We start from the raw sequence: 15,103 nt of genomic DNA, 5'->3' as shown, positions 1-15,103 counted from the left end.
GTGCGGCACGCAGGACACAAAAAGACGCCACGGAACGCGGGTTCCGTGGCGTTTTTCATGGCGCCGCGCGTAATGCGCGGCACACGCGGGCGCGAACTTACTTCGTGTTCGCGTTCGCGGCGGCAACCGCCGTCATGTTGATGATCCGGCGCACGGTCGCGGCCGGCGTCAGGATGTGGACCGGCTTCGCCGCGCCGAGCAGGAACGGGCCGACCGTCACGCCTTCGCCGCCGACCATCTTCAGCAGGTTGTACGCGATGTTCGCCGCTTCGACGTTCGGCATGATCAGCAGGTTCGCTTCGCCCGACAGCGTCGTGCCCGGGAACGCGGCCTTGCGGACCGCTTCGGACAGCGCCGCGTCGCCATGCATTTCACCGTCGACTTCGAGGTTCGGTGCGCGCTCGCTGATCAGCTTGCGGGCTTCCGCCATCCGGCGCGACGACGACGACGGCGCGCTGCCGAAGTTCGAGTTCGACAGCAGCGCGGCCTTCGGCGTGATGCCGAAGCGCTCGATCTCGGCGGCTGCCTGGATCGTCATGTCGGCGAGCTGGTCCGCGCTCGGCACTTCGTTCACGTACGTGTCGCACAGGAACAGGTTGCGGCCCGGCAGCATCAGCAGGTTCATCGCCGCGTAGTGCTCGGCGCCGTTCGCACGACCCAGCACCTGCTCGATGAACTTCAGGTGCGTGTGGTACGTGTCGATCATCCCGCAGATCATCCCGTCCGCATCGCCCAGGTGCACGAGCATCGCGCCGATCAGCGTGTTGAACTTGCGCAGCGCGGCCTTCGCGACTTCCGGCGTGACGCCGTCGCGCGCGCCGATCTCGTGGTACGCCTGCCAGTAGCGGTGGTAGCGCGTGTCGTCTTCCGGATTCACGATCTCGAAATCGACGCCGGCCTTCAGCTTCGAGCCGATCTTCTGCAGGCGCATCTCGACGACGGACGGACGGCCGATGATGATCGGCTTCGCGATCTTTTCCAGCAGCACGAACTGCGCGGCGCGCAGCACGCGCTCGTCCTCGCCCTCGGCGAACACGATGCGCGCCTGCTTCTGCTTCGCGGTCGCGAACACCGGACGCATCACCATGCCGGTGCGATAGACGGTCGCGCCGAGCTGCTCGCGGTACGCGTCCATGTCCTGGATCGGGCGGGTTGCAACACCCGAATCCATCGCGGCTTGCGCGACGGCCGGCGCGATCTTGATGATCAGGCGCGGATCGAACGGCTTCGGAATCAGGTATTCCGGCCCGAACTCGAGCGAGTGGCCTTCATACGCCTTCGCGACTTCCTCGCTCTGCTCGGTTTCCTGGGCCAGTTCGGCGATCGCGCGCACGCACGCGAGCTTCATTTCTTCCGTGATCGTCGTCGCGCCGACGTCGAGCGCGCCGCGGAAGATGAACGGGAAGCACAGCACGTTGTTGACCTGGTTCGGGTAGTCCGAACGGCCGGTCGCGACGATTGCGTCCGGGCGCACCGCCTTCGCGTCTTCCGGGCGGATTTCCGGTTCCGGGTTCGCGAGCGCCAGGATCAGCGGGCGGTCGCCCATCGTCTTGACCATGTCCTGCTTCAGCACGCCCGCGCTCGAGCAGCCGAGGAACACGTCCGCGCCGACGATCGCGTCGGCGAGCGTGCGCGCGTCGGTGGTCGCCGCATAGCGCTGCTTCGACGGATCGAGGTTGCCGCGCCCTTCGTAGATCACGCCCTTCGAGTCGGCGACGAGGATGTTCGACTTCGTCAGGCCGAGGTTCACGAGCAGGTCCAGACACGCGATCGCTGCGGCGCCCGCGCCCGAGCACACGAGCTTCACGTCGGCGAGGTTCTTGCCGACCACCTTCAGGCCGTTCAGGATCGCTGCGGACGCGATGATCGCGGTGCCGTGCTGGTCGTCATGGAAGACGGGGATCTTCATGCGCTCGCGCAGCTTCTGCTCGATGTAGAAGCATTCCGGCGCCTTGATGTCTTCGAGATTGATGCCGCCGAGCGTCGGCTCGAGCATCGCGATCGCCTCGACGAGCTTGTCGGGGTCGGACTCCGACAGTTCGATGTCGAATACGTCGATGCCCGCGAATTTCTTGAAGAGGCAGCCCTTGCCTTCCATCACCGGCTTCGCAGCGAGCGGGCCGATGTTGCCGAGGCCGAGCACGGCAGTGCCGTTCGTGATGACGCCGACGAGGTTGCCGCGCGACGTGTACTTCTGCGCGTCGAGCGGATCGGCGTGGATCGCTTCGCACGCGGCGGCGACGCCCGGCGAATACGCGAGCGAGAGATCGAGCTGGTTCGACAGCGGCTTGGTCGGGGTGACCGAAATCTTGCCGGGTTTCGGGTTCAGGTGATAAGCGAGTGCGGCCTGCTTCAGTTGTTCGTCCATGATTGACCTGCGAGAGACATGCGAAATTTTGACGGTTCAGTACACAGCACCTTGAGCCGCGTCTGCCGGGATCGAGGGGATGGTCGACTGCGAGACGGCTCGCGACGCACCGGGTCGGCACGCCACCGAACCTTGGCGGGTGGGCAAGAGGAAGTACAAAGTACTGAACGATTTCTAAGGGTCGCTTAGTGTACACCCCCTAAATGACCTCTGTTGGTGCACCGCGGCATCCTTGGCATCGGCATCCGCGCGATCGTGCCCCGTTTGTTTCGCCGGTGGCGAGCGGCGCGTCGAACCTGCGCGGGTTTCGCCGAAAACCGCCCCGAATCGGGTAAAATAGCGGGCTACGCGCGCAGCGATGCGATTGGCCCGCCGATCGCACCCCCGCCCCTCCGGCAGGTTCCCCTTGCTGCGCCACCGGGCCCGCGCCCGCTCTTCGCTCATCACCCAAGGAATGCCCATGACAGGCTACGATCGTCAGTCGATCTCGGATACGACCGCCAAAATCCTGCTCGAAGTGCAGGCGGTGCACTTCAACGCCGAAAAACCGTTCATCTTCACGTCCGGCTGGGCAAGCCCCGTCTACATCGACTGCCGCAAGCTGATCTCGTATCCGCGCGTGCGTCGTGCGCTGATGGAAATGGCGGAAACGACGATCATGCGCGACGTCGGCTTCGAGCAGATCGACTCGGTGGCGGGCGGCGAGACGGCCGGCATCCCGTTCGCGGCATGGCTCGCGGACCGCATGATGGTGCCGATGCAGTACGTGCGCAAAAAGCCGAAGGGTTTCGGCCGCAACGCGCAGATCGAGGGTCATCTGGAAGAAGGCTCGCGCGTGCTGCTGGTGGAAGACCTGACGACCGACAGCCGCAGCAAGATCAACTTCGTCAACGCGCTGCGCACCGCGGGCGCGACGGTGAACCACTGCTTCGTGCTGTTCCACTACAACATCTTCAAGGAAAGCGTGTCGGTCCTGAAGGACATCGACGTCGACCTGCACGCGCTGGCGACCTGGTGGGACGTGCTGCGCGTCGCGAAGGCGTCGGGCTACTTCGAGACCAAGACGCTCGACGAAGTCGAGAAGTTCCTGCACGCGCCGGCCGAGTGGTCGGCCGCGCACGGCGGTGCCACGGCCCCGAAGGAATGACGCGGCGCCGGCCCGCAGGCCGGCCCCCTGGCTGAAAGAGCCGCTCGCCTGATCGCGAGCGGCTTTTTTTCGTCCGTCGATCCGCATCACGCCGCGCCCGATTGCCGGCAATGGCATGCATCGCTCATCGAACCCTAATGCTAGACTTGATCCATCGCCTCCATTAGCTGCGCAGGCAACACACAACGCCAACAATGCCGGGAGCATCGATCCGGTTCACGTGACGGGAGAAGCGCCATATGCGTGTGGATCGCCGGATCACTTCGCCTGCGTGCCCGGGTCGTCCGTCTCCGTTCATCGTCGCCGTTCTCTGCGCTGCCGCTTGCATTGCGTTCGCCGCCCCGTCCGCGCGGGCCGAAGGCCCGTTCACCGTGTCGAGCGACGAGCTGACGCCCGGCGGGCGCGTGCCCGCCGCGAACGTGTTCGACCGCGGCGACTGCAAGGGCGGGAACCGCTCGCCGCAGCTCAGCTGGCGCAATCCGCCGCCCGGCACGCGCAGCTATGCGATCACGATCTTCGATCCCGATGCGCCGGGGCACGGCTGGTGGCACTGGGCCGTCGCCGGCATCCCGGCGAGCGTCACGAGCGTGCCGGCCGATGCGAGCGCATCGGGCTTCCTGCGGCGCATCGGCGCGAGCGAGGCGCGCAACGACTTCGGGATCGACGGCTACGGCGGCCCGTGCCCGCCGCCCGGCAAGCCGCACCGCTACGTGATCACCGTCCATGCGCTGAAGGGCACCGACCTGCGCGTCGCACAAGGCCGCCCCGCCCCGATGTTCGAGCACGAGATCGGCACGCTGACGATCGGCACCGCCCGGCTCACGGTCAATTACGGGCAGTAAGCGGTCGCGCGCCGCCGCAGGGCCGGCGTCGCGATGGCCCGCGACTGCGAAAATCCTGCGTGCGCGACGCACGCTTTTCTCCCGTCATTTCGGCTTGCTAGACTCCGCTGCACCGCTCGCGGCATCCCGCCGTGCACCGGTCGCGCCGCCCGAGTGCGGCGTGTGTCGCGGCAGGCCACGGCGCCTGCCCTTTCGCCCCCTTCCGGAGAACGCTTCATGTCGAACATCGTCATCGTCTATCACAGCGGCTACGGTCACACGCAGAAACTGGCCGAGGCCGTCCATGCGGGCGCGCAGGATGCCGGCGCCACCGCGCGCCTGATTGCCGTCGGCGAACTCGACGACGCAGGCTGGGCCGCGCTCGACGCGGCGGACGCGATCGTCTTCGGCGCGCCGACCTACATGGGCGGCCCGTCCGCGCAGTTCAAGCAATTCGCCGATGCCACGTCGAAACCGTGGTTCACGCAGAAGTGGAAAGACAAGATCGCCGCGGGCTTCACGAACTCCGCGACGATGAACGGCGACAAGTTCTCGACGATTCAGTATTTCGTCACGCTGGCGATGCAACATGGGATGGTGTGGGTCGGCACGGGCATGATGCCGGCCAACTCGAAGGCGGCCACGCGCAACGACATCAACTACGTCGGCGGCTTCACGGGCCTGCTCGCTCAGTCGCCGGCGGACGCGACGCCCGACGAGGGCCCGCTGCCCGGCGACCTCGAGACCGCGAAGGCGTTCGGCGCGCGCGTGGCCGACGCGGCGGCCCGCTGGATGGCCGGCAGCCGCTGAACGCGCCCGGGCGCCCGCTCGCGCCGCGGGTCGCGCGGCGACGCGACGCGGCGCGGCGCACGCGCGTGAAAGGGACGCAAGACGGCCCGCGGGCCGTAATGCCGTTCAGTTAAGGGACAGTGATGTGCCGAACGGCGTAACGCTTGGGGCGAGCTTTAACCACACGGGGGCATTCACGCCCCCGTTGTTTTTCCACGGTCTCGAACGCAAGGCGAGCGTGCAGGCGGTCGAGCCACGCCGGTATCTTGCCGAAGGCCGGGGTGACGGCAGCCCACATCATTTCGTGCTGAAAGACGTGCAATGCCCGTACGAAGCTGATGTCGGTCGGATCGAGTTTCGCCTGCCATGCGGCAGTGGCCATCTCGCGGCGAATCAGATTGTAGGCAATCAATGCGCCCCAGATCTCCTGATAGACCCCTTCGACGGTCCGGCTACGCAAGCTCAGCTCCGCACCGAGCATCGACTGCTTCAATTCTCGGTAGCTGGTTTCGATTTGCCAGCGGCGCCCATAGCAGGCGACGATATCGGCCGGTTTGAAGCGTTGGCGATCATCCAGCGAGGTCAGCAGCACGCGTTCGCGCCCGCGCGCATCGATGGTGCGAATCGCACGGACCTGCCAGAACTCCGGCAGTTCGGGAGATTGTTTGCGCGCCTGCGGGGACACGCGCATGCGTACTGTCGCATCGTCCGGCGTGCCGTCGATCACGTCCCATCGGGTATGGGATTTGGCCGGAATCAGGAAGTGGCGGTTGTGCCCATTCATCGTCAGGCCGCACAAGATCCGAGCGGCCAGAAAGCCCTTGTCGAATACCGTCAGTGAATTGTCCGGTATCTGCGGCAGCAGATCCTGGGCGTACACCATTTCGTTGGTGCCATAAGCGCCGAAGTTGATATCGGCCACCAGATGCGTCGGAATGGCAGTCAGCGTCACGGCCCGCACCTGCGGGTAACTGGCGACCTTGCCGCTGGCATAGCGTTGCGCGCCAAAGTGCTCACGATTGGCCGGGCTGTCGGCCGTGCGCAGCGTGGTGCCGTCCATCGCCCATAGACTCAATCCCTTGAATGCATGGCGTGCCGCGTCCTGCGTGGTCCACGCCCAGGCTGTCCGTTCGAACAGCCACGCCAGCGGCGCTTCGCCAATACGCTGGCGCGCCTGCGCCACGGCACTCTTGCTGACGAAGGGGACGACCTCGTTGGGCAGCGCCAGATCGAGACTGTCGAGTACCTCATTGATCGACCAGTGCCGGTACATGGCCAAGGCAATCACCAGCCAAACCACTTGTTCGGCCGGCAAGCGCCGACGGCGGATACTCGCGGTGCCCGTCGCCTCGATCGCATGCTCGATCCATTCTTGCGGCAAATGTTCCGCCAGCCGGCTCAGGTCCGGCGTGGGCTGTTGGGCTGCACTTAGATAGGTGAGGTGGCTGGAAAGCATCGCGCCAGAAGTTAACACCTCTGCGCACCGTTTACAACCACTCCTCCCAAAAACAAAAATGCCGTTCAGTCGCTTAACTGAACGGCATTAGCCCGCGGGCCGTCTTTTTTCGCCCCGTGCGGTGCAGGCCCGCCGGATGACGTCTTAAAATGGCGGTTTCAGGGCGCCGCGGCTCCCGTTTCATTCAGCGAGAACGAAATGAGCACCAAAGTTTTTGTCGACGGCCAGGAAGGTACGACGGGCCTCAAGATCTTCGAATACCTGTCGGCGCGCAACGACATCGAGATCCTGCGCATCGAAGAAGCGAAGCGCAAGGACGTCGACGAGCGCCGCCGCCTGATCAACGCGTCGGACGTCACGTTCCTGTGCCTGCCGGACGTCGCGTCGCGCGAATCGGCATCGCTGGTCGAGAACCCGGACACGACGCTGATCGACGCGAGCACCGCGTTCCGCACGAGCGCCGACTGGGCATACGGCCTGCCGGAGCTGACCCGCGCGCAGCGCGAGAAGATTCGCACGTCGAAGCGCATCGCCGTGCCGGGCTGCCACGCCTCGGCCTTCGTGCTCGCGATGCGTCCGCTCGTCGACGCGGGCATCGTCGCGCCGACCTTCGCCGCGCACAGCTACTCGATCACCGGCTACAGCGGCGGCGGCAAGTCGATGATCGCCGAATACGAAAGCGCGGCGCCGGGCGGCAAGCTCGCGAGCCCGCGTCCGTATGCGCTCGCGCTGGCGCACAAGCACCTGCCGGAAATGGCCGCGCACACGGGCCTCGCGCACGCACCGATCTTCACGCCGATCGTCGGGCCGTTCCTGAAGGGCCTTGCCGTGACGACCTACTTCACGCCCGAACAGCTCGCGAAACGCGCGACGCCGCAGGACGTGCAGCGCGTGTTCGCCGAGTACTACGCGGACGAGCCGTTCGTGCGCGTCGCCCCGTTCAACGCGGACGCGAACCTCGACAGCGGCTTCTTCGACGTGCAGGCGAACAACGACACGAACCGTGTCGACCTGTTCGTGTTCGGCAACGAAGAGCGCTTCGTCACGGTCGCGCGCCTCGACAACCTGGGCAAGGGCGCATCGGGCGCCGCGATCCAGTGCATGAATCTGAACATCGGCGCCGCCGAGGACGCGGGCCTCAATCGCTGATCCCGCTTGCACGCGATGCAAAGCCGGCCGCTGGCCGGCTTTTTATTTACCCGTCGCAGGCAATATATAAAATCCGGCTCGCGCATTTACAAATATTTACAAGCTTTCCATTGCGCGATTACCGGTGAATTAATTTCGCCCTCCTTTTCTCCTGTCAATCCCGAATAGGGATAAACCGGATACCCTCGCTTTAAACGCTTCCGTTATACGCGGGAAGGCTCGGCGAGCCGACCGTGCGTGGCAATCGCCCAACTTCAGCGGCACTCTAGCGCCCTCCGCGCGTTTTAATTCTTACTGAAATCGCCAGCCTGCAAGGAATTCCAACGCACGCTTTGTTTCAATCGCCTTTTTTAGACGAGTTCATCAATTGACAGCAAAAATCCGCGCAGCGACATTAGCTCGCACAATTAAACGATTGGAGACAGCGGCATGTCGCACGCCTTATCGAAGGGGGTGGCAACGGCCTTTGCCATCGCACCTTTCCTGATTGCCTGTGGTGGAGGGGACGGCGGCTCGCCCGCGCCGATCAACACCCCCCAATGTTCCGGATCGGACTGCGGCACGCAAGGGCCGCCGCCGTCGCAGCCCGTCAACGGCTCGCTGTGCCCGGCCGATGCCGACATCGTGAAGAGCACGTACCTCGGCGGCGCCGGTAGCGGCGAGATCGTCAGCGTCAACATCGACGCGGTCGCGATGACCTACACGCTGAAGTGGCTCGAATCGCCGATTCCGCTCGCGACCGGCACGGTCACGCCGACCCGCGCCGGCACCACGATCACCGGCAAGGTCATCCACCCGCCGGCCGGCACGCTGCCGACCGCGGAGCAGACGCGCTGCGCGTTCGTCCTCACGCCGGGTTCGGGCAAGGCACCGAACGGCTCGACCTATTCGACGGCCGCCGACTTCAACCATGCGAACCCGCCGATGCTGCTGGTCGGCATGGGTGTCGCGGGCGGCGGCATCCCCGGCGCGACGGTCCAGTACGACGGGCTGACGATCAGCGTGGTCGGCCTCCCGGTCTTCAAGAACGTCGGCCAGGTGCCGAACCGCCACTTCGACTTCTACCCGTTCCTCGGCTTCGCGAACACGACGACCGACCTCACGAAGCTGCCGGGCACGTACAACGCGCTGCTCTACCACCTCGTGCCGTCGGGCAACTACGCGACGAAGGGCACGAATTCGAGCGAGACGTTCGATGCGAACGGCGCGTGTACGTCGACGAGTTCGGGCGGCTGCCAGACGACCGGCGATCCGTGGACCGTCAACACCGCGAACGGCGGCTATCTCGACAGCACGAGGGCACCGCAGATCCTGCCACAGACGCAACTGCCGCTGATCGGCGCGACCGGCAAGTCGGCGAGCGCGCACATGGTCATCGGCCAGCTCAACGGCGCGACCGTGCCGGTGGTGGTCCGCACGGGCTCCGTCTATCTGGGCACCGACCTCGCACTGCATACCGATGCGAAGGTCGACGACGAATCGGGCATCGCGGTGCTCGGCGCGGCGAGTGCGATCCAGTCGGGCGCGATCGACGGCGGCTACGCGGGTGCGGACTCGAACTTCAAGTACACGGCCGCACTGATCCGCGGCAGCAACGCGTCGTTCATCAACCCGACCACGCAGGCTGAAGAAGACGGCTTCACGCTCGACTACGGCCAGACGACGGCCGGCCTGCTGAACGCGACGACGAAGCCGCCGAGCGGGGCGACCTACCCGTCGGCAACAGGCGTCGTGATCGCGACGGGCGGGCTGTACGCGGCACTGATCCAGGGCACGGTGAACGGCGGCGTCACGCCGACGTCGGCGAACTCGAGCACGTCGTCGACACCGTACTTCGGCGTGGGTGCGCAGATCAGCAAGTAACGGTCGGGGACGCGGCGGCAGCCGGTTCACCGCCGCGGGATGCAGGGAAGGCACGAAGCGACGGCGCCCGGCACGGCGCGGGCAGCACGAGCACAAGCAATAGAAGCGGTCGACAGGGAGCTGGCCGCCGGACAAGACAAATCTGGAGGAGCAACATGAAGCGCAACCTCATTCTGGCGGCGGCCTTTGCCGCCCCCCTTCTTTCCGCCTGCGGCGGCGGCAGCGACAATCCGCCCCCGCTCGTCGAAGACCGGCTCTGCCCCGCGTCGCTCGACTACAGCACCGTCTACACGGGCGGCGCCGGCAGCGGCGAACTGGCCAAGGTGCAGCTCGACACGACCAAGATGACCTGGCAGGTCACCTATGTCGAATCGCCGGTGCCGCGAACGACCGGCACCGTCACGCCGACCCGCGCGGGCACCGTCGACAGCGGCACGCTCACGCAGGAAACGATGCTGCCGACCAACAAGCTGAACCAGTGCGCATTCCGCCTGAACGGCGCGAGCCTCGATGCGTCGCGTCCGGCGCGCATCTTCGTCGGCTTCGGCGTCGCGGGCGGCACGATCCCCGGCAAGGAAATCCAGTTCGGCGGCGTGCTCGGCCAGGCGGCAGTGCCCGACACGAAATTCCCGTACTACCCGTTCATCGGCTTCTCGTCGATCGAGACCGACATCACGAAGGTTGCGGGCACATACAGCCACGTCGGCTTCGGCGAAGTGCCGTCGCAGAACTTCGCGCCGGCGTCGATCGACGCGAAGGTGACGATCAACGCGGACGGCACGTGGACCAAGTGCGATTCGACCGGCCAGTTCGCCGGCGGCGCGTGCACGCAGCAGGGCACGAACTTCGTGCAGTCGGCCGACGGCAGCGGCGCGTTCCAGACGAACAACTACGCGAGCCAGCTGAAGCCGACGCTGTCGGCGACGCCGCAAGGCAAGGGCTTCATGATCGTCGGCAAGCTGCGCAACCAGCTGGTGCCGATCCTCGTGCGCACCGGTGTCGCGAACCCGAACCCGACGCCCGACAGCAACGGCGTGCCGGGCCTGACCGCCGACGACGAATCGAGCATCTCGATCCTCGCGCCGCAGACTGCGATCGCGGCCGGCTCGCAGAACGGCGAGTACATCGGCGTCGACAGCCGGTTCGACTACCGGACCACCGCGCTGATCAACAACCAGGCCACGCTGCTGGATCCGTTCCAGCCGTCGCAGGCCTCGCTCGCGACGCCGCTCGACCTGGACTACACGCAGAAGGTGCCGGGCACGGTCACGACGATCCATACGGGTTCGGGCAGCACGTCGCCGACCGGCAAGTTCATCTTCACGGGTGGCGTGTTCGGTTTCCTCGACAACGCGGGTTCGACGCCGTATTTCACGATCGGCGCGTTCGTCCAGTAAGCGGAGGCAAGCCGTGATGAAGAAGACCCTTCTCTGCGCGGCGGCCGGTGCCGCCGCCCTGGCGCCGCTCGCGGCGCACGCGCAGAGCGCCGGCAGCAACGTCGTCACGCTGGGCTGGTTCCACATCATGCCGCAGCAGAGCAGCACGCCGATGACGACCAACGTCGCCCCGACGCCGATCAACACGCCGCTGCGGCTGCCGCCGTCGTTCACGTCGCCGGGCACCGGGCTGCATACGAGCGGCGCGGATACCGTCGGCCTGACGGTCAGTCACTTCCTGACCGATCACATCGCGGTCACGTCGGTGGCCGGCGTACCGCCGGTGTTCAAGGTATCGGGCCAGGGGACGATCCGGCCGCCCGGCCCGGCCGGCGCGCTCGGCACGCAGAACATCGGGCTCGGGTCGGTGAATCCGATCGTGAAGAGCGTGCGGCAGTGGAGCCCGGCGGTGATCCTGCAGTACTACTTCGCGCAGGCGAACGCGAAGTTCCGGCCGTTCCTCGGCCTCGGCGTGTCGTACAACTGGTTCAGCGACCTGCAGCTCAACACGAACTTCATCAAGCAGACGCAGGACAACCTCGGCGCGATTCTCGCGGCGGGCGCGGGCAAGCCGGGTACGACCTCGGTGGAGGCGAAGGCGTCGTCGTCATGGCAGCCGGTATTCAACGCGGGCATGCAGTACAACATCACCGAGCATTTCGGGCTGGTCGCGTCGGTGACCTACATCCCGCTGAAGACGACGTCGACGGTGACGATCAAGGCGGCCGACGGCACGGTGCTCTCCGAGTCGAAATCGGACCTGAAGGCCGACCCGATCATCAGCTACGTCGGGATGACCTACAAGTTCTGATGCCGGCGACGGAAGGGGCGCAGGAAGGGGAATGGATGGCCCGCGGCAAAATCGCGGGCAAAAAAAAGCCCGCCTAAGAGGCGGGCTGAATCCATATCAGAGGAGACATGGAGGAGACAGGTGTAACTATAGCGAATCGATTTCCGCATTGCAACATTTCCGTGGAGAAAATCAGGATTTTCCCTCGAATGCGCGCTCTAGATCGCTAGTTCGACTCCGACCCCTTCCTGATCTCCCAGTCGAGCACGTCCGCCAGCGCGTCGCGCAGCAGCGCGACCGGCCGCGTCAGGCGGCCCGGCAGTGCGCCGTGCACGACCCACACGTTGATCCGCGTCTCCAGCCCCGCCGTTTCCACCACCCTCAGCGCGTCGCGATGCGCGCTGCGCGCCAGCGCGTTCGGCGGCGCGATGCCGATGCCGGCGCCGCGCGCGACGAGCGACAGCTGCAACTCCGAGCCGAACGCCTCGACCGCGACGTCGAACGGCAGCCCGGCCGCCCCGAGCGCACGGCTCAGCGCCGAACGCATCCCGCAGCCGTCCTGGCTCAGCACCCACGGGAAACGTGACAGCACGTCGAGCGACAGCGGGCCGTCCGGCAGCGGGAAATCGCGCGCGGCGACGAGCACCGTCGGCTGCGTGCCGAGCAGCGTGGCCGTCAGCGCGTCGGGCAGCGCCGCGCCCGCCGGCGCCATCACCGTCGCGACATCGAGCGTGCCGCGCTCGATGCCCTGCACGAGCGCGGGCGACCAGCCGGCCGTCACGCGCAGCGTGAGCCGCGGAAACGCGTCGCGCAGCCGGTCGATCGGCTGCTCGAGCGCCAGCTCGGACAGGAACGGCGGCACGCCGATGCGCAGTTCGCCGGACGGCTCGCTGTCCGGTGCGCCGGCCGCCATCAATTCGTCGACGGCGCCCAACACGTTGCGCGCGAGCACATAGACGTCGCGCCCGGCGGCGGTCGGCTTCAGCGGCTTGCTCTGACGCTCGAGCAGCGGGATGCCCAGCAGCGTCTCGAGATTCTGCACGCGCCGCGTGAGGCCCGGCTGCGTCAGATGAAGCTTCGCGGCGGCCGCGACCATCGACCCGCTGTCGACGACCGCGACGAACGCCTGGAGATCACGCGTATTCAAAGCAAACTCGCATAATCATGTTAGACATATTTCAATTGTCGCATAAACATCGGCCACCTACGATGGGGATTCCTTCGCTCTACTCCCAGGCTTCCGATGAACTGTCCTGCCGACTCCCACCCCGCCGCCGGTCGCCCCGCGCTCGGCGCACCGCCCGCGTTGAGCGCGGGCATGACGTTCTTCTTCGCCGCGACGGTCGGCGTGATCGTGATGGACCTGTTCGCCGCGCAGCCGCTGACCGGCCCGATCAGCGCCGACCTGCGGCTGCCGCCCGGCCTCACCGGCCTCGTCGCGATGCTGCCGCAGCTCGGCTACGCGGCCGGCCTCGTGCTGCTGGTGCCGCTCGTCGACCTGCTGGAGAACCGCCGCCTGATCGTCGCGACGCTCGCCGCGTGCGCGGCCGCGCTCGCGCTGCCGGCCTTCACGCGATCGGGCACCGTGTTCCTGCTCGCGACGCTGGCCGCCGGCGCCGCGTCGAGCGTGATCCAGATGCTGGTGCCGATGGCCGCGTCGATGGCGCCCGAAGCGCAGCGCGGGCGCGCGGTCGGCAACGTGATGAGCGGGCTGATGCTCGGCATCCTGCTGTCGCGGCCACTCGCGAGCCTGATCGCGGGCACGGCCGGCTGGCGCGCGTTCTACGCGCTGGCCGCGCTCGCGAACGCGGCGATCGCGGCGGTGCTCGCGCTGCGCTTGCCGCCGCGCGTGCCGTCGGCGACGGCCGGCTATCGCGCGCTGCTCGCCTCGATGGGCCGCCTGCTGGCCGACGAACCGGTGCTGCGCCGGCATGCGCTGTCGGCCGCGCTCGCGATGGCAGCCTTTAGCGCGTTCTGGACCGCCGTCGGGCTGCGGCTCGCGCAGCCGCCGTTCGGCCTCGACCTGCACGGGATCGCGCTGTTCGCGTTCGCCGGCGCGAGCGGTGCGATCGTCACGCCGCTGGCCGGCCGCGCCGGCGATCGCGGCCACGGCCCGGCCGCGCAGCGCGTCGCGCACGTGACGATGCTCGCGGCGCTCGCCGTCCTCGGCATCGCCGGCGCCGGCTGGTTCGGCTTCGATGCGCACGCGCATCGCGACGTCGCGCTGGCGTTGCTGGCCGGCGGCGCGGCGCTGCTCGATGCGGGCGTGATCGTCGACCAGACGATCGGCCGCAGGGAAATCAATCTGCTGAACCCGGCCGCGCGCGGGCGGCTGAACGGGCTGTTCGTCGGGCTGTTCTTCGTCGGCGGCGCGCTCGGCGCGGCGCTTGCGGGCAGCGCGTGGGCATGGGGCGGGTGGAGCGCGGTGTGCGGCGTCGGCTTCGCGTTCGCGGGCGCGGCCGCCGCGTTCGGCGTGCCGGCCGGGCGCCGGGTCACCGTGCGGCCGCGCGCGTGACGCGGCGCCGGATGTGAAAACGCCCCGCCCTCTGACGAGGTGCGGGGCGTGCGGCGGGCCGCGCGGCCGAAATCAGTGACGAACCAGCGCCATCATGGCGCCGAAGCCGACGAAGATGCCGCCCGTCAGCCGGTTGAAAACCTTCGCGACGCTTTGGCTCTTCAGCGTCGCGCCAATGCGCGTGCCGAACGACGCGTAGACGAGATACCAGCTCACCTCGATCACCGCGAACGTGACGACGAGGATGCCGAATTGCGGCAGCGTCGGCTCGGCGGCATTGATGAACTGCGGCAGCAGTGCGGCCGCGAACAGGATCGCCTTCGGGTTGCTGCCCGCGACCAGGAAACCATTGCGGAACAGCGTCCAGCGCGATGCCGATGCGCCGTGCGAAACGGCCTCGACGTCGCCGGCCGGCGCGTCGTCGACGCGGGCGCGCCACGCCTTCACGCCGAGATAGACCAGATAGGCCGCGCCCGCCAGGCGCAATCCATCGAACATCGCCGGCCATGCCTCGAGGACCGCCCCGAGCCCCGCCGCGGACACCGCCAGCATCAGCACCAGCGCGCTCAGGCAGCCGGCCATCGTCGCCGACGAGCGGCGCAGCCCGTGCCGCGCGCCGTGCGTCATCACGAGCAGCATGTTCGGACCCGGAATCGCCGACACGACGAACACCGTCGCCACGAAAAGCCACCACGTATGCAGGTTCATGACTGCCCCGACCGAAAGAGAAACGAAATGTCGATTATGCCGCGTGCGCGGCGTTGCTGTC

12 protein-coding genes are annotated in these 15,103 nt (G+C 67.0%); 8 read left to right on the top strand and 4 right to left on the bottom strand.

Annotated elements, in window-relative coordinates; genetic code table 11:
* Positions 1–97: 97 nt before the first annotated feature.
* Positions 98–2,368, bottom strand: coding sequence for an NADP-dependent malic enzyme (locus FFI87_RS01275; protein WP_012362875.1), 2,271 nt, complete (start codon positions 2,366–2,368; stop codon positions 98–100).
* A gap of 460 nt (positions 2,369–2,828) precedes the next feature.
* On the opposite strand from FFI87_RS01275, the gene FFI87_RS01270 reads away from it, so the two are divergent.
* The 3 genes from FFI87_RS01270 to FFI87_RS01260 all read left to right on the top strand — a co-directional run bounded on the left by FFI87_RS01270 (position 2,829) and on the right by FFI87_RS01260 (position 5,146).
* Positions 2,829–3,515, top strand: a complete 687-nt coding sequence (locus FFI87_RS01270) for an orotate phosphoribosyltransferase (protein WP_006752465.1) — start codon at positions 2,829–2,831, stop codon at positions 3,513–3,515.
* Positions 3,516–3,754: 239 nt separating this feature from the next.
* Positions 3,755–4,357, top strand: a complete 603-nt coding sequence (locus FFI87_RS01265; RefSeq protein ID WP_138848371.1) for a YbhB/YbcL family Raf kinase inhibitor-like protein — start codon at positions 3,755–3,757, stop codon at positions 4,355–4,357.
* Between the two features lie 216 nt (positions 4,358–4,573).
* Positions 4,574–5,146 (top strand): flavodoxin family protein, encoded by a 573-nt coding sequence (locus tag FFI87_RS01260; protein ID WP_138848372.1) that lies wholly within the window; start codon positions 4,574–4,576, stop codon positions 5,144–5,146.
* A gap of 109 nt (positions 5,147–5,255) precedes the next feature.
* Here FFI87_RS01260 and FFI87_RS01255 read toward each other — a convergent pair whose 3' ends face one another.
* The gene (locus tag FFI87_RS01255; protein ID WP_138847259.1) at positions 5,256–6,581 is read right to left on the bottom strand and encodes an IS4 family transposase; all 1,326 of its coding nucleotides are present in this window, start codon (positions 6,579–6,581) and stop codon (positions 5,256–5,258) included.
* Positions 6,582–6,779: 198 nt separating this feature from the next.
* Between FFI87_RS01255 and argC the strand changes: the two genes are divergently transcribed.
* The 4 genes from argC (at position 6,780) to FFI87_RS01235 (ending at position 11,840) form a co-directional block, all read left to right on the top strand.
* Positions 6,780–7,730, top strand: coding sequence for an N-acetyl-gamma-glutamyl-phosphate reductase (argC, locus tag FFI87_RS01250; protein WP_012362872.1), 951 nt, complete (start codon positions 6,780–6,782; stop codon positions 7,728–7,730).
* Between the two features lie 429 nt (positions 7,731–8,159).
* The gene (locus FFI87_RS01245; RefSeq protein WP_012362871.1) at positions 8,160–9,593 is read left to right on the top strand and encodes a DUF2957 domain-containing protein; all 1,434 of its coding nucleotides are present in this window, start codon (positions 8,160–8,162) and stop codon (positions 9,591–9,593) included.
* A 155-nt stretch (positions 9,594–9,748) separates the two neighbouring features.
* Positions 9,749–10,990, top strand: coding sequence for a DUF2957 domain-containing protein (locus FFI87_RS01240; protein ID WP_138848373.1), 1,242 nt, complete (start codon positions 9,749–9,751; stop codon positions 10,988–10,990).
* A gap of 16 nt (positions 10,991–11,006) precedes the next feature.
* Positions 11,007–11,840, top strand: a complete 834-nt coding sequence (locus tag FFI87_RS01235; RefSeq protein WP_006752472.1) for an OmpW/AlkL family protein — start codon at positions 11,007–11,009, stop codon at positions 11,838–11,840.
* Positions 11,841–12,045: 205 nt separating this feature from the next.
* Here FFI87_RS01235 and FFI87_RS01230 read toward each other — a convergent pair whose 3' ends face one another.
* Positions 12,046–12,966, bottom strand: coding sequence for a LysR family transcriptional regulator (locus tag FFI87_RS01230; protein ID WP_138848374.1), 921 nt, complete (start codon positions 12,964–12,966; stop codon positions 12,046–12,048).
* Positions 12,967–13,062: 96 nt separating this feature from the next.
* Between FFI87_RS01230 and FFI87_RS01225 the strand changes: the two genes are divergently transcribed.
* The gene (locus FFI87_RS01225) at positions 13,063–14,334 is read left to right on the top strand and encodes an MFS transporter (protein WP_138848375.1); all 1,272 of its coding nucleotides are present in this window, start codon (positions 13,063–13,065) and stop codon (positions 14,332–14,334) included.
* 72 nt (positions 14,335–14,406) lie between these two features.
* Here the strand turns inward: FFI87_RS01225 and FFI87_RS01220 are convergent, their stop codons facing one another.
* Positions 14,407–15,042, bottom strand: a complete 636-nt coding sequence (locus FFI87_RS01220) for a LysE family translocator (RefSeq protein ID WP_138848376.1) — start codon at positions 15,040–15,042, stop codon at positions 14,407–14,409.
* Positions 15,043–15,103 lie beyond the last annotated feature (61 nt).

Origin of the sequence: Burkholderia sp. KBS0801 (assembly GCF_005937855.2) — a bacterium.
Taxonomy (GTDB): Bacteria; Pseudomonadota; Gammaproteobacteria; order Burkholderiales; family Burkholderiaceae; genus Burkholderia; species Burkholderia ambifaria.
This window is presented reverse-complemented; position numbering and strand designations above follow the sequence as displayed.

What these genes read in the sequence shown, in the direction of transcription:
- FFI87_RS01275 (WP_012362875.1), bottom strand. Translation starts at nt 2,368, where the DNA reads ATGGACGAACAACTGAAGCAGGCCGCACTCGCTTATCACCTGAACCCG.
- FFI87_RS01270 (WP_006752465.1), top strand. Translation starts at nt 2,829, where the DNA reads ATGACAGGCTACGATCGTCAGTCGATCTCGGATACGACCGCCAAAATC.
- FFI87_RS01265 (WP_138848371.1), top strand. Translation starts at nt 3,755, where the DNA reads ATGCGTGTGGATCGCCGGATCACTTCGCCTGCGTGCCCGGGTCGTCCG.
- FFI87_RS01260 (WP_138848372.1), top strand. Translation starts at nt 4,574, where the DNA reads ATGTCGAACATCGTCATCGTCTATCACAGCGGCTACGGTCACACGCAG.
- FFI87_RS01255 (WP_138847259.1), bottom strand. Translation starts at nt 6,581, where the DNA reads ATGCTTTCCAGCCACCTCACCTATCTAAGTGCAGCCCAACAGCCCACG.
- argC (WP_012362872.1), top strand. Translation starts at nt 6,780, where the DNA reads ATGAGCACCAAAGTTTTTGTCGACGGCCAGGAAGGTACGACGGGCCTC.
- FFI87_RS01245 (WP_012362871.1), top strand. Translation starts at nt 8,160, where the DNA reads ATGTCGCACGCCTTATCGAAGGGGGTGGCAACGGCCTTTGCCATCGCA.
- FFI87_RS01240 (WP_138848373.1), top strand. Translation starts at nt 9,749, where the DNA reads ATGAAGCGCAACCTCATTCTGGCGGCGGCCTTTGCCGCCCCCCTTCTT.
- FFI87_RS01235 (WP_006752472.1), top strand. Translation starts at nt 11,007, where the DNA reads ATGAAGAAGACCCTTCTCTGCGCGGCGGCCGGTGCCGCCGCCCTGGCG.
- FFI87_RS01225 (WP_138848375.1), top strand. Translation starts at nt 13,063, where the DNA reads ATGAACTGTCCTGCCGACTCCCACCCCGCCGCCGGTCGCCCCGCGCTC.
- FFI87_RS01220 (WP_138848376.1), bottom strand. Translation starts at nt 15,042, where the DNA reads ATGAACCTGCATACGTGGTGGCTTTTCGTGGCGACGGTGTTCGTCGTG.